General features: G+C 70.0%; 17 protein-coding genes. 13 read left to right on the top strand and 4 right to left on the bottom strand.

The window, feature by feature from the left end; translation table 11 throughout:
* The first annotated feature begins 176 nt into the window (after positions 1-176).
* The gene (locus tag ABD658_RS00885) at positions 177-776 is read left to right on the top strand and encodes a GDSL-type esterase/lipase family protein (protein ID WP_344683519.1); all 600 of its coding nucleotides are present in this window, start codon (positions 177-179) and stop codon (positions 774-776) included.
* 99 nt (positions 777-875) lie between these two features.
* On the top strand, positions 876-950 hold the full coding sequence (locus ABD658_RS15335) for a 50S ribosomal protein bL37 (RefSeq protein ID WP_014300525.1): 75 nt from the start codon (positions 876-878) through the stop codon (positions 948-950).
* 258 nt (positions 951-1,208) lie between these two features.
* On the opposite strand, the gene rsrA is transcribed toward ABD658_RS15335, so the two are convergent.
* Both rsrA and ABD658_RS00875 read right to left on the bottom strand, forming a co-directional pair.
* Positions 1,209-1,502: a mycothiol system anti-sigma-R factor gene (gene rsrA, locus ABD658_RS00880; RefSeq protein ID WP_070161746.1), complete on the bottom strand. Its 294-nt coding sequence runs from the start codon at positions 1,500-1,502 to the stop codon at positions 1,209-1,211.
* A complete protein-coding gene (locus ABD658_RS00875) occupies positions 1,499-2,113 on the bottom strand; it encodes a sigma-70 family RNA polymerase sigma factor (protein WP_070161779.1) in 615 nt (204 codons plus the stop codon). The genes rsrA and ABD658_RS00875 overlap by 4 nt, the downstream gene beginning before the upstream one ends.
* Before the next feature lie 240 nt (positions 2,114-2,353).
* On the opposite strand from ABD658_RS00875, the gene ABD658_RS00870 reads away from it, so the two are divergent.
* From ABD658_RS00870 to ABD658_RS00825, 10 genes are all read left to right on the top strand, one after another.
* On the top strand, positions 2,354-2,995 hold the full coding sequence (locus tag ABD658_RS00870) for a DoxX family protein (protein ID WP_070161748.1): 642 nt from the start codon (positions 2,354-2,356) through the stop codon (positions 2,993-2,995).
* Between the two features lie 29 nt (positions 2,996-3,024).
* Positions 3,025-4,377 carry a 3-phosphoshikimate 1-carboxyvinyltransferase gene (gene aroA, locus ABD658_RS00865; RefSeq protein ID WP_344683525.1) on the top strand — a complete coding sequence of 451 codons (1,353 nt, stop codon included), beginning with the start codon at positions 3,025-3,027 and terminating at the stop codon, positions 4,375-4,377.
* Positions 4,374-5,534 carry a ribosome small subunit-dependent GTPase A gene (rsgA, locus tag ABD658_RS00860; RefSeq protein WP_344683527.1) on the top strand — a complete coding sequence of 387 codons (1,161 nt, stop codon included), beginning with the start codon at positions 4,374-4,376 and terminating at the stop codon, positions 5,532-5,534. Before aroA ends, rsgA begins: the two co-directional genes overlap by 4 nt.
* On the top strand, positions 5,531-6,418 hold the full coding sequence (hisN, locus tag ABD658_RS00855) for a histidinol-phosphatase (protein WP_085437126.1): 888 nt from the start codon (positions 5,531-5,533) through the stop codon (positions 6,416-6,418). Before rsgA ends, hisN begins: the two co-directional genes overlap by 4 nt.
* Before the next feature lie 125 nt (positions 6,419-6,543).
* Positions 6,544-7,500 (top strand): metal ABC transporter solute-binding protein, Zn/Mn family, encoded by a 957-nt coding sequence (locus ABD658_RS00850; protein ID WP_344683530.1) that lies wholly within the window; start codon positions 6,544-6,546, stop codon positions 7,498-7,500.
* Entirely contained in the window at positions 7,497-8,267 is a 771-nt protein-coding gene (locus ABD658_RS00845; RefSeq protein WP_344683531.1) for a metal ABC transporter ATP-binding protein, read from the top strand. Before ABD658_RS00850 ends, ABD658_RS00845 begins: the two co-directional genes overlap by 4 nt.
* The gene (locus ABD658_RS00840) at positions 8,267-9,172 is read left to right on the top strand and encodes a metal ABC transporter permease (RefSeq protein WP_311024426.1); all 906 of its coding nucleotides are present in this window, start codon (positions 8,267-8,269) and stop codon (positions 9,170-9,172) included. Before ABD658_RS00845 ends, ABD658_RS00840 begins: the two co-directional genes overlap by 1 nt.
* Positions 9,169-9,915, top strand: a complete 747-nt coding sequence (locus ABD658_RS00835; protein WP_344683534.1) for a metal-dependent transcriptional regulator — start codon at positions 9,169-9,171, stop codon at positions 9,913-9,915. Before ABD658_RS00840 ends, ABD658_RS00835 begins: the two co-directional genes overlap by 4 nt.
* A gap of 58 nt (positions 9,916-9,973) precedes the next feature.
* Complete coding sequence (locus tag ABD658_RS00830; protein ID WP_085437127.1) at positions 9,974-10,540, top strand: fluoride efflux transporter FluC; 567 nt, start codon at positions 9,974-9,976, stop codon at positions 10,538-10,540.
* On the top strand, positions 10,537-10,938 hold the full coding sequence (locus tag ABD658_RS00825) for a fluoride efflux transporter FluC (protein WP_311023823.1): 402 nt from the start codon (positions 10,537-10,539) through the stop codon (positions 10,936-10,938). The genes ABD658_RS00830 and ABD658_RS00825 overlap by 4 nt, the downstream gene beginning before the upstream one ends.
* Before the next feature lie 69 nt (positions 10,939-11,007).
* On the opposite strand, the gene ABD658_RS00820 is transcribed toward ABD658_RS00825, so the two are convergent.
* Positions 11,008-11,334 (bottom strand): hypothetical protein, encoded by a 327-nt coding sequence (locus ABD658_RS00820; RefSeq protein WP_344683537.1) that lies wholly within the window; start codon positions 11,332-11,334, stop codon positions 11,008-11,010.
* A gap of 19 nt (positions 11,335-11,353) precedes the next feature.
* Positions 11,354-11,800 carry a hypothetical protein gene (locus ABD658_RS00815; RefSeq protein WP_344683539.1) on the bottom strand — a complete coding sequence of 149 codons (447 nt, stop codon included), beginning with the start codon at positions 11,798-11,800 and terminating at the stop codon, positions 11,354-11,356.
* 150 nt (positions 11,801-11,950) lie between these two features.
* Here ABD658_RS00815 and smpB point away from each other — a divergent pair, with 150 nt between their 5' ends.
* Positions 11,951-12,454 carry an SsrA-binding protein SmpB gene (gene smpB, locus ABD658_RS00810; RefSeq protein ID WP_070161762.1) on the top strand — a complete coding sequence of 168 codons (504 nt, stop codon included), beginning with the start codon at positions 11,951-11,953 and terminating at the stop codon, positions 12,452-12,454.
* Positions 12,455-12,468 lie beyond the last annotated feature (14 nt).

Genomic DNA, 12,468 nt, shown 5'->3' with positions numbered 1-12,468 from the left:
CCCCTCCTCTCCTCGCCCCCCCCCGCGTTCCCGGGGCCGCGACGATCTGTCCCCGTGGCGCGTCCGAGGCCGGCCCGGCGGCTCGGACGCGGTAACGTCAGGGGAGGAAAAGTCGGTGTCCGCCGGCCCTCCCCCGGGTTCCCGGGATCGGATGGCCACACAGAGGAAGGGACGACGTGGAACGCAGCATCAGAATCGTCGCCGTCGGCAATGAGCTGCTCACCGGAACTGGTGATCCCCGCGCACTGGGATGGCTGGGACGGGTGCTGGCGAAGACGCCCACCGAGGCGGTGCACCTGGAACACTATGTCCTCGCCATGCCCGGCGAGGGGACGGAGGCGCTGTCCCACCGCTGGCAGGCCGAGGCCGCACCACGCTTCTCGGAGGGCACGGAGAACCATCTGATCGTCGCACTCAACGACATCGACCTGGACAGCACCTCCTCGTCGGCCCGTTCCCGACTCAACCTGGCCAACATCCTGGACCGGGCCAGTCAGGAGGGGATCCGGTGCCTGGTCGTGGGACCCGTCCCGGGGCTGGACCCCGAACGGAACCAGCGACTGGCGGAGCTCAACGTCGCGTACCAGGACGTGGCGTCGCGCCGCTCCCACGTCTACGTCGACACGTTCTCGCCGCTGGTCCAGCATGACCAGTGGCGCCATGATCTCGCAGCCAACGACGGCGCCCCCGGCCAGGCCGGCTACGGGCTGATCGCCTGGCTGGTCCTCCACCGGGGGTGGTTCCGGTGGCTGGGCCTGCGCGAGCCCTCTGCGTGAGACCTGCCGGCGCGGAGCACCACCTCCCCGGGCACCGCACCGATGGCCCCAGCACCACCGTCCGGTAGGATGGGGCGAAGCCGACGAAAGGAGTTCACCATGAGCAAGCGTGGACGCAAGCGCAAGGACCGCCGCAAGAACAAGGCCAACCACGGCAAGCGCCCCAACTCCTGACCCGTTCAGGTCCCTCACGGGCCCCTGACGCTCAGCAGCGGGCCGCCGTCGAGCGGCCGCGGCGCGCGCCGTGCGTGCTCCGGCGACGGAGCGCCACGGACAGCAAGCGCACACAGAAAGGCAGAGCCCCCGCGGGATCATCCCGTCGGGGGCTCTGTCATGTCGGACCTGTCATGCCGGAGGCGAGAGGGACGTGCGCGCTCCGGACCGGCAGACCCCTGGTGCGCGCTCCGGGTCGGACTCCCGGTGCGCCCCGGCTCAGCGGCTCTCGTGGCCAGCTTCCACGCGGATCTCGCTGATGCGCTCCATGATGGTGACCTTCAGAGTGTCGGGGGCACGTTCCACGCAGGACCGCCGGACCACGGAACGGATGATGCACTCGAGGTCGTACTCGGAGGCGCAGTCCGGGCAGTCGTGGAGATGGCCCCGGACCTCCGCGAGGTCGTCCCGGCTCAGCGCACCGTCGAGGTACTCGTAGATGCGCTCCATCCGCTCCTCGGCCTCCCGGCAGTCACCGCCGGGGCACTCATCCGTGGTGCGGTCTTCGCTCATTTTCGAGCCTCCTGCTTCTTGAAGCCTCGCTCGCGGGCGTAGTCGGTCAACAGTTCACGCAGCAGCTTGCGGCCGCGGTGCAGCCGCGACATCACCGTGCCGATGGGAATGTTGAGGATCTCGGCGATCTCCTTGTAGGCGAATCCCTCGACGTCGGAGAAGTAGACCGCCAGGCGGAACTCCTCCGGGATCTGCTGCAGGGCGTCTTTGACGTCCGAGTCCGGCAGATGGTCCAGGGCCTCCGCCTCGGCCGAGCGCAGTCCGGTGGAGGTGTGCTCCGCCGCCTGGGCCATCTGCCAGTCCTCCACGGTGTCCGTGTTGGCCTGCTGCGGCTGCCGCTGCTTCTTCCGGTAGATGTTGATGTACGTGTTGGTCAGGATGCGGTACAGCCAGGCCTTCAGGTTGGTCCCCGGCTTGTACTGGTGGAACGCGGAGTAGGCCTTCGTGTAGGCCTCCTGCACCAGGTCCTCGGCGTCCTGCGGGTTGCGCGTCATCCGCATCGCCGCGGAATAGAGCTGGTCGACGTACTGCAGCGCATCGGACTCGAAGCGGGCGCGACGCTGTGCGTCGGTCTCCTCGGCCACATTCACGTTCTCGTCACGGTCTTCCATCACGGACGAGTCTACGCGCACCCGGCGGATCGGGGCCTGCGTGCGCGGCTGAAGCGTGGCTGTGGTCATGGACAGGACAACGACCACGCGTGCTCTGCAATTCCCCGACAGGGGCTGATTGGGTAGATTGTCTTCTGGACGATGCCGAACGCCGCATGTTCCGGCACGCACAGCTCAACCGAGTTCACCGCACGTGGAGCCGGGGACGACCCCGACGCCGCGCCGCCACAGGAGGATTCCATGTCCCTGATCCGCAAAGTCGCCCGCCCGCTGCTCGGTGCCGGCTTCATCGCCGACGGCATCGACCGCCTCCGCAACACGGAGGAGGCCGCCGACAGGCTGGAGCCCACCCTGGAGGAGCTCGGCTCCCTGGTCCCCCAGGCGGAGGTCATCACCTCGGACCCCCGCCGCACCGTCCAGGTGCTCGGCGGCATCGAAGTCGTCGCCGGGGTCGCACTGGCGATCGGCAAGTGCCCCCGCATCGCCGCATTCACCCTGATGGGGGTGCACAAGGTCAACTCCTATGTGGAGATGCGCGCCGCAGGCCTCGATTCGGTGGAGGACCTGACCGCCCAGCGGGACACTCTGCTGAAGAACCTCGCCATCCTCGGCGGCCTCGGGCTTGCCGTCGCCGATCTCGCCGGCAAGCCCTCGCTGAGCTGGCGTGCTGAGCACCTGGCGAAGCAGTCGAAGAAGAAGGGCGCCCAGTTCCGGGACAAGACCTACAAGTGGGCCGAGGAGTTCGGCGACGACGCGGTCAAGACCGCCAAGGCCTTCGAACGGGACGCGGCGAAGAGTTTCAAGCGTGCGGAGAAGGAGGCCGTCAAGGCCATCTCCGCAGCCGCCAAGGAGGGGAAGAAGAAGGCTGAGGACGCGCTCTGAGCACCACCATGTCATCTGACGCTCTCCGGGTGCCCCCGACACCGTGGCCCGCGCCGCGAGCGGGGGCACCGGTGCGTGGAGAGGTCGTCGTCCCCGCTTCGAAGTCCCTGACCAACCGGCTGCTGCTGCTCGCAGCTCTTGCCGACGGCCCCTCCGTGGTCGTCAACGCGCTGGAGTCCCGCGACTCCTCCCTCATGCTGGCCGGACTGCAGCGGCTCGGGGCGCGCGTCGAGCACCTCGCAGACGGCGGGGGCACCCGTGAACCGGCCGTGCGGATCACTCCGCTGCCGCTGGCCGCACCCCCCGCCGCACAGGCACACGACGCCTCAGACGTGCAGGTGGACTGCGGGCTCGCCGGCACTGTCATGCGTTTTCTGCCGGCGGTCGCCGCCCTGACGGGACACGCCGTGCACTTCGACGGCGATCCCGAAGCGCGGGTCCGGCCCATGGGCGCCGTGCTCGAAGGGCTGGCCGAGCTCGGTGTGGACGTCCGCGACCCCTCGGCCCCGGAGGGCGCCGCACCGACCACCCTGCCCTTCACCGTCAGCAGCCCTGCTGGGCTGACCGGCGGCGAGATCTCCATCGACGCCTCCGGCTCCTCCCAGTTCGTCTCCGGGCTCCTGCTGGCGGCCCCCCGGATGACGGAGGGCCTCACGCTGCGCCACAGCGGCACCTCGGTGCCGTCTCTGGAGCACGTGGAGATGACGTTGACGGTGCTCGAGCAGCTCGGCGTCTCCGTCAGCTCTCCGGCCCCCTACACCTGGCGGGTGGAACCAGGCGCCATTCCGGCGTTCACCGCGCGGGTGGAGCCGGACCTGTCGAATGCGGGACCGTTCCTCTGCGCGGCCGCAGTGACCGGCGGAGAGGTGGTCATGCGAGGCTGGCCGAAGGACTCCACACAGATCGGGCGGCGCTGGACGCAGCTGCTGACCGACTTCGGGGCCGAAGTGGACTCCGTCGAAGAGCCCGGCGGGGAGACCGTCACGCTCACCGTGCGCGGCCCCGAACGCCTGGTGACCCCGGGCACCGTGGACGGCACTGCGGAGCTCACCCCCACCCTGGCAGCGCTGGCCGCACTGTGCGACGGTGAGACGACGTTCACCTCGGTGGCCCATCTGCGCGGCCACGAGACCGACCGCATCGCCGCACTGGTGGTGGAGATCCGCCGTCTGGGCGGAGCGGCGGAGGAGACCGATGACGGCTTCCGCGTCCTGTCCCCCATCTCCCACGGCGGCCTGGTGCACAGCTACGCCGACCACCGCATGGCGACCTTCGGCGCCGTCCTCGGACTGGCCGTGGACGGCGTGGAGGTCGAGGACATCGGCTGCACCGCCAAGACGATGCCCACCTTCCCTCAGCTGTGGGAGCGGCTGGTCCCGTGAGCCGCTGGGACAGCTGGGACGAGTCACGTGCCCGGGTCCGGCCGAACAAGAAGGGTTCGCGCCCCCGGACGAAGGAGAAGCCCGAGCACGCCGACGCGGAGCTGGGCCGGATCGTTCAGGTCGACCGCGGGCGCTACACCGCTGCCCTGGTGGACTCGGGGCAGGTGGTCACCGCCGTGCGGGCCAAAGCCCTGCGGCGCACCCCGGTGGTTCCCGGCGACGTCGTCGCACTCGTGGGCGACACCTCGGGCGAGGAGGGGACGCTGGCCCGGCTGGTGCGCATCGAGGAACGCTCCACCCTGCTGCGTCGCAGCGCCGACGACTCCGACGACGCTGAGCGCGTGGTGGTCGCGAACACGGATCAGCTGCTCATCGTGGTCGCCGCGGCGGATCCGGCCCCGCGCACCGGCTTCATCGATCGGGCCCTGGTCGCCGCCTACGACGCCGACATCGTTCCCATCCTCCTGATCACCAAGGCGGACCTGGCCGAGGATCCTGAGGATCCTGCAGGGCTGGTGAGCCACTATGCAGAGCTGAGCCTGACCACGGTGATCTCCGGCCATGCCGGTACCGGGGTCGGCGGAGGCGCCGACGCAGAGCGCACGCCGGGCTCCACACGGGATCCGGCTCTGGACCCGGCGGCCGTGGCCCGTCTGCGGTCCCTGCTGGCCGGGCACGTGACCGCGATGATCGGCCACTCCGGCGTGGGCAAGTCCACCATGGTCAACGCTCTGACCGGGGCGGATCGCGCCACCGGAGGCGTCAACGCCGTGACCGGCCGCGGCCGCCACACCTCGTCCTCCGCCGTCGCGCTGACCCTCGAGCCGTCGGAGGATCCGACATCTCCGCTGGGTGACCAGGACGCCCAAGAGTCCTGGATCGTCGACACCCCGGGGATCCGGTCCTTCGGCCTGGCCCATGTCGACCCCGATGACGTGCTCGCCGCCTTCGAGGATCTGGTGGAGGGCTCGGTCGACTGCGAGCCGGGATGCGCCCACGCATCGCCCGAGGGCGGCTGCGCATTGGACGCCTGGGTGCAGGCAGGACATGCCGGCGCCCACGGACCGGCGCGCCTGGCCTCACTGCGCGGGCTGCTCGCCTCGCTGGCCGGGTCTGCGGAGGAACAGGAGGAGAAGCGACTAGGGTTGAGCCCATGAACCATCGCACGAGCGCCTATACCGAGGACCTCCGCCTGGCCCACATGATCGCCGACTCGGTGGACGCCCAGACGATGTCCTTCTTCCAGTCGATGGACTTCGAGGTGGAGACCAAACCCGACCTCACCCCCGTCACCGAGGCCGACCGGAAGGCCGAGGAGACCATCCGTGCCCAGCTGAGCCGGGTCCGGGGGCGGGATGCCGTCTACGGCGAGGAGTTCGGCTCCTCGGGATCCGGACCTCGGCGCTGGGTCATCGACCCGATCGACGGGACCAAGAACTTCGTGCGCGGGGTCCCTGTGTGGGCCACCCTCATCGCACTCGTGGACCACGGCGAGCCGGTGGTCGGCGTCGTGAGCGCCCCCGCCCTGAACCGCCGGTGGTGGGCCGCTGCCGGCGGCGGGGCCTACACGGGCAAGTCGCTGGCCTCGGCCCGTCAGCTGGGTGTCTCCAAGGTTTCCACCTTGCAGGACGCCTCCTTCTCCTATTCGTCGCTGACCGGCTGGCGGGAGATCGGCCGGATCCACAACTTCCTCGAGATGACGGATTCGGTCTGGCGCACCCGGGCCTACGGCGACTTCTGGTCCTACTGCATGGTGGCCGAGGGATCGGTGGACGTGGCCGCTGAGCCCGAGCTGGAGCTCTATGACATGGCGGCCCTGGTCCCGATCGTCACCGAGGCCGGTGGCAGGTTCACCTCGCTGGACGGCGAGCCGGGCTGCTCCGGCGGGAATGCCCTGGCCACCAACGGACTGCTCCACGAGGCCGCGCTCGGTGCCCTGGCCCCGGACAGCCCCACCCCCTGGTCCGACGCCGGTTCGCGGTCCGAGGAGTCGGCTGATCCAGAGTCCTCGCCCGACACGGCGGGCTCGCCCGCACTCTGACGCTCTCTCCGCCGCGCCCAGGGGCCGGGTCCGGTCCTCCAATCGGGAGGCCCGGACCCGGCCCCTGCTGCGTCCAGGCGGCGCGCCGGTTGCAGTTTTAGGTATGCCTAAACCATACTGGGGGCATGCCGCACACCACGACGACGACGTCCGCCGCTCTCCTGGCTCTCAGCACCCTGCTCGTGACCTCGTGTGCGAGCGCCGACGGCTCCGGCGACCCCTCCGAACGACAGGGAGGCGCCGAGGCGCGACCTGTGGTGCTGACCACCTTCACCGTGCTCCAGGACATCGCGTCCGAGGTGGCCGGGGACCGCGCAGACGTCCGCTCCATCACGCCGCACGGTGCGGAGATCCACGAGTACGACCCCACTCCCGGAGACGTGCGCGACGCGGCCGAGGCCGACCTCATCCTGGCCAACGGCCTGGGTCTGGAGGCCTGGCTGGAGCAGTTCCTCGACCAGTCCGATGCTCCGGCCGTCACGGTGACCGGGGACATCGAGCCGTTGCCGGTGACCCGGCTGCCCGGCCACCCCGATGATGCCGCGGAGATGCCCGTCAACCCGCACGCCTGGATGTCTCCCCGCCAGGGCATGAGCTACGTGGACGGCGTCGAGGACGCCCTGTCCGAACTCTCTCCCGAGGATGCCGACGTCTTCGCCGAGAACGCCGCGGCGCTGCGCGACGAGCTGGCGGCCCTCGACGTCGAGGCCCGCGAGCGCGCCGAGGAGCTGGAGGAGGTGCATCTGGTGACCTGCGAAGGCGCTTTCAGCTATCTGGCCGACGATCTGGACCTGGGCGAGCATTACCTGTGGCCCGTCAACGCCGATGATGAGGGCTCGCCCCAGCAGGTCGAGGCGCAGATCCGCTACGTCCGCGACCATGAGGTCCCCACCGTGTTCTGCGAATCCACCGTCAACGATGCGGCCCAGCAGCAGGTCGTCCAGGAGACCGGTGCGGAGCTGGGCGAGCCGCTCTACGTGGACTCTCTGACCGAGGCGGACGGCCCGGTGCCCACCTACGTGGACCTGCTGCGCCACGATCTGGAGCTGATCCTCGCCGGCGCTGAGGACGACGGCCGATGATCCCCACGGAGACCACCACTGCCATCTCGGTGGAAGGGCTCAGCGCCGGATATCCCGGGGTCCTGGCCCTGCAGGAGGTCGACCTGACCGTCCGGTCGGGGCGCATCTGCGCCCTGGTCGGGGCCAACGGCTCCGGGAAGTCGACGCTGTTCGCGGCCCTGCTGGGCCTGCGCTCCCCGGCCCAGGGTCGAGTCCGACTCTTCGGCCGCAGCCCACACGCGGCGCGACGGAGGAACCTGGTCAGCTACGTCCCGCAGCATGACCAGGTGGATCCGAGCTTCCCGGTGACGGTGGAGCAGACCGTGATGATGGGACGGTACGGGCATCTGGGGTTCACCCGTCGCCCGCGGGCGGCGGACCGGGAACACGTCGAGTCCGCCCTGGAACAGGTCGGCCTGGCGGGCCTCCGCTCGCGGACCATCGGGGAGCTCTCGGGCGGGCAGCGACGGCGAGCCTTTCTGGCGCGGTCGATCGCGCAGCGGGCGCCGCTGATGCTGCTGGATGAGCCGTTCGCCGGAGTGGACCGCGTCTCCGAGGAGCTGATCGTCCAAGTGCTGCATCAGCTGCGTGATGCCGGCACCACGCTGCTGGTCTCCACCCACCACCTGGAGGGGATCCCCGACCTCGCCGAGGAGGTCGTGCTGCTGCACCGCACGGTGCTGGCCGCCGGTCCTCCAGGGGAGGTCCTCACCGAGGAGCGGATGGCGGACGCCTTCGGCACCGTGCTGGGACTCGGTGCGGCATCGGCCGAGCGGAGGCAGCCATGATGGACCTGCTGCGTGAGCTTCTTCTGGCCCCCCTCGAGTTCGGCTTCATGCAGAATGCGCTGCTGGTCTCCGTGGTGGCCGCCGCGGTGTGCGGTCTGCTGTCCTGCTGGCTGGTGCTGATGGGCTGGTCGCTGATGGGCGAGGCGGTGGCCCATTCGATCCTGCCGGGGATCGTGCTGGCCTACCTCTTCGGTGTCCCGATGGCGGTGGGAGCCTTCGTGTTCGGCATGCTGGCGGTCGCCCTGATCGGCGGCATCAGCACCTCCTCCACGGTGAAGCATGACACGGCGATCGGCGTGGTGTTCACCTCGCTGTTCGCTCTGGGCCTGGTGCTGATCTCCCGGACGCCCAGCGAGACGCATCTGCAGCACATCCTCTTCGGCAACGTGCTGGGCACCTCCCGGACGGATCTGATCCAGGTGCTGTGCCTGGGTGCCCTGACGGCCGCAGTTCTGCTGATCAAGCGGCGGGACTTCACGCTGCTGGCGTTCGACCGCACCTTCGCCCACACCATCGGACTCTCTGCCACGGGTCTGTCCGCCGTGCTGCTGATGCTGCTGGCGCTGACCACGGTCACGGCCCTGCAGACCCTGGGGATCATCCTGGTGGTGGCCATGCTGGTCATCCCGGGAGCCACCGCGATGCTGCTCACCCGGACCTTCGGTCGGATGCTCATCGTGGCCTCGGCCTCGGCCGTGCTCTCCGCTCTGGTCGGCGTCTACCTCAGCTACTGGGGTGACGTCGCCACGGGCGGCACCATCGTCCTGGTCCAGTCCGCGCAGTTCGCCATGGCCTACCTGTTCGCCCCACGCAAGGGCGTCTTGGGGCGACTGGCGCACCGTCGTCGTCGACCGGTGGCCCATAGACTGGATCAGTCAGCCGCGACCATCGAGAGGATCCCATGACCCCGCGCACCTCCGCCCAGGGCCGGTCCACCCGCACGGACTCCGCGACGACGTCGGTGGAGGACTACGCCAAGACCATCTACGGCCTGGCGGAATGGGACGACACGGCGGTCTCCGCCTCGGCGCTGGCCAAGACGCTGGGGGTCTCCAACCCGTCGGTGACCCTCATGGTGCGCAAGATGGCGGATCTCGGCCTCGTGGACCACCAGCCGTATGCGCCGATCCGGCTCACCGAACAGGGGCGGCAGCTCGCACTGGCGATGGTGCGGCGGCATCGGCTGCTCGAGACGTGGCTCGTCCGGGAACTCGGGTACGGCTGGGACGAAGTGCATGACGAGGCCGAGCGCCTGGAGCATGCGGTCTCGGAGACGTTCGTGGATCGCTTGGACGCCCGGCTCGGCCACCCACGGGTGGACCCTCACGGCGACCCGATCCCCGGGCCGGACCTGTCCATGGACCACCCGGACACGGAGCTGCTGTGCCGGGTCCCTGCCTCTTCCGCGGTGCGTCTACAGCAGGTGGACGACTCGGTGCCGGACGCGCTGCGGGTGCTGGCCGAGCAGCAGGTGGAGATCGGTGCCCAGGTGCATGTCACCGCTTCGGAGTCCGGCGACGTCGTGGTGGCTCGCACCGACGCCGGAGAGGGAATCCGCCTGGCTCACGAGCTGGCCCATGCGATGCGGGTCTCCGTAGTGCGCTCTGACGGCTCCGGGGCCTCCGGTCCGGGGGACCTCGAGAACTGACGGCCTCCCCCGGGGTGCCCTGACCTGCCGGGCGCGACCGGCGTATTAGGCTTGGACGGTGCCTACGCGAGTCAATCCCGCCCCCGCCTCTGCGGCGCCGACGGCTCCCCCGCTGCCGGCGCTGATCCTGCTGGTCGCCTGCGCGGGTGCGGCAGGTGCACTGCTGCGGCTGACGATCGGGCAGATCATCCCGGAGCACGGGATGAAGTTCCCCTGGACCACGCTGGCCATCAACATCTCCGGATCCGGCATGCTGGGCCTGCTCACCGGCGTCGCCGCGGCCAGGCCGTGGCTGCGGCGCTGGGTGGTGCCGGTGCTGGGTACCGGCCTCCTGGGCTCTTACACGACCTTCTCCCTGGTGATCGTGGCGACCATGCCGTCTCTGCCCGGAGGCACGTTCGAGGGCCTGAGCGCCGTCACCTATGTCAGCCCCGGCACCCTGGAGATGCTGTTCTACCTGCTGATCAGCGTCATCGCCTCCACCGGGGCGGCCGCGGCGGGCGTCACTATCGGCCGTGCGCTGTTCGGCTGCGTGGAGGACCCCTACGGCCTCGGCGCGGTGGCTGCGCCGCCCGCCCGCGAGGCCGGGGACGGATCCGCCGACGCCGGAGGCGGGGCCCGATGACCACCACGCTCTCTCTGGCCGTGGTGCTCGGTGTGGCCCTCGGCGGCGCCGCCGGTGCCGTGCTGCGACTCCTGCTGGACCGGTACGCACGCTTCGGCATCCTCGTGGCCAACACGCTGGGCTGCCTGCTGCTGGGCTTCCTCTACGGCGAGTTCTCCGCGCTGACCTCGGCGGACGCCGTGCCGGACAACGGCCTCTTCTCCCCCGGCGTGGTCACCGTGATCAGCTATGGGCTCATCGGTGCGCTGAGCACCTTCGCCACCGTCTCGCTGCGCGCGGCTCAGCGCTGGGTGGACGGCCATCGGATGCAGGCCGCCTGGATCTGGCTGGTCAACGTGGTGTGCGGATTCGTCGCCGCGGGGATCGGCATGGGGCTCTCCGGACTCGTGGAGCTCTGAGCGGCACCTGCGCGAGCAGCGACCCCTGTGCCTCCCCTGACCATCAGGGTCACCAATCTCGGGGATCGTTCACCGACCCCGGAGATCCACGAGCCCACGCACTACCGGGATGAGGTCCATCAGCGGCGATGACAGCCGCCGAGCCCCGAGGTTCAGCTCCGCACACAACCGGAACGCAAGCGCCCGACCCAGCATCTCGGCGGAGGCGCCGACCTGCACCGCCGCGCCTCCGTGTCCGGTTTCCCAGGCCATGACGTCGAGGGCGAGGACCGCCTCCGCCCAGGCGACCGGACGCCGATAGAGGCTGAGGTCGAGCACGCCGAGCCCGTGGACCGGATGGTCGATGATGTTGCCCGCCAGGTCCCCGTGCACGATCTGGAGGGGCTGCTCAGTCACGGGCAGCTGGTCCAGCAGCTCAGCCAGCGCCCCCGGTGCCTCCGGTGGCAGATCCTCCTGACCCCAGGCCTTGCCGGTCGGCCCGGGCCCAGGGGTCCTGTCGAGTCGGCAGGTCCGCCGGTGCGGCCGCCGTCGCCCGGTGAAAGGCCCGGGCGGCCTCCGCGCGACGCCGCAGACTCAGCCCGGCCCCGGAGCCGGGCATCCAGCGGTTCGCGCCCCAGCCGTCCACCAGCAGGGACCCGTCGGATGCCGCCACGGGCAGCGCGATCCTCAGTGCCGTCTCACGCGGCAGTGACGGAGCCAGCCGGTGGTGCAGCCACGACCAGGTCTCCTGGCCCTGGACGGGCACCGGCTTCAGCACGATGTCTCCGGCCCGCCATGAGGTGCCCTGTCCCCCGCTCAGCGGCACCGCGGATCCGTGCTGCCCGAAGGCTCGCAACACGTGGTCCGGGACGGAGAGGCGCATCCATCCATCACATCATGGGGTTGACCATCGACCACGAAAGGACGTGACGCCCGCCACGTCCGACCCTCGGGGTGTATGATGGACAGTCGGCTCTCCGGCCGGCCATGCGGCCGTGAGCACAGACCGACCCTGCTGCGAGGAGGTGGCACCATGGCGAAGAAGAACGCCCGGAAAGGTCAGAAGGACCCGAACAACCACGTGGTCGCCACCAACCGGCGGGCTCGGCACGACTACACGATCCTGGACCGCTACGAGGCCGGGATGGTGCTCACCGGCACCGAGGTCAAGTCTCTGCGGGAGGGCCAGGCGTCCCTCACCGACGGGTTCGCCGCCTTCTCCGACGCCGGCGAACTGTGGCTGGAGCAGGTGCACATCCCGGAGTACCTCAACGGCACCTGGACCAATCACAGCGCCCGCAGGAAGCGGAAACTGCTGCTGAACCACAAGGAACTGGTGAAGATCACCCGGCAGATCGAGTCTCCGGGGCACACGATCGTGCCGCTGCAGCTCTACTTCAAGGACGGCCGGGTCAAGGTCGAGATCGGCATCGCCCAGGGCAAGCGCGAGTTCGACAAGCGGGAGACCCTGCGACGCAAGCAGGACGAGCGGGACGCCCAGCGAGCCATGCGCTACCGCAACCGCGGCGCCGCCTGAGCAGCCCGGGAGCT

The organism is Nesterenkonia aethiopica, assembly GCF_039534665.1.
Lineage (GTDB): Bacteria > Actinomycetota > Actinomycetes > Actinomycetales > Micrococcaceae > Nesterenkonia > Nesterenkonia aethiopica.
Note: the sequence above shows the minus strand (reverse complement) of the source record. Positions and strands in the feature narration are given on the sequence as shown.